This is a genomic window from Micromonospora sp. M51 (assembly GCF_018070305.1).
Classification (GTDB): Bacteria; Actinomycetota; Actinomycetes; order Mycobacteriales; family Micromonosporaceae; genus Micromonospora; species Micromonospora parva.
The window spans coordinates 1-705 of record NZ_JAGPXZ010001371.1 but is presented as its reverse complement, the minus strand read 5'-3'; the positions used below and the strand labels follow the sequence as shown (position 1 = coordinate 705).

General features: G+C 73.5%; 1 protein-coding gene. It reads left to right on the top strand.

Annotated features, from left to right (window positions below):
• Nucleotides 1-696: DUF2267 domain-containing protein (locus KBX53_RS34895; protein ID WP_210864027.1), on the top strand; the 696-nt coding region annotated here is incomplete at its 5' end.
• Nucleotides 697-705: the final 9 nt, after the last annotated feature.

Genomic DNA, 705 nt, shown 5'->3' with positions numbered 1-705 from the left:
CACGACCTGGTCGACGAGGTCCGGCGTCGCGCCGGGGTCGACTTCAAGACGGCGAAGGTGGGCACCGAGGCGACAGTGCTGGTGCTCGCGTTCGCCCTGGAGGCCGCCGAGCGGCAGCGGCTGCTCGCCGCCGTGCCGTCGTCGCTGCACGACGTGCTGCCGGTCGACGGCATCGAGCGGCACCGGGACCTGCCCGGCTTCCTGGCCGAGGTGGGCCGGATCAGCGGCAACACCCCGGAACAGGCCCGGTACCAGGCGGAGGCGACGATCGCCGCGCTCGCCGAGCAGGACAGCGACCTGGTCGAGTCGTTGCACGTACCCGACGGGTTGCGCGACCTGCTGAACCCGCCGGAGGCCGGCGGCGGTCTGGTGGGCGCCTCCACCACCACACCCACCCTGGACGACGACGAGATCAGCGCGGCGCTGGACGACCTGCCCTACTGGTCCGGCGACAGCCAGGGCCTCTACCGGGTGGTCGCGCTGCCGCCGGACAACCTGGACCGGGTGCTCGCCCGGCTGGATCGGCTGCGCCAGGACAACGGCCGCGGCCCGAGCATCGGGCGTCCGGGCGACACCGCCGCCGTGTTGACGGTGCGGACCAACCAGGCCAACGGGGTGACCGCGCTCGACGTGGACCTCGCCCGCCAGATCGACGACGCGATCGACGAGGTGGGAGCCGGGATGGCCGGCAGCTGACCGGACAAC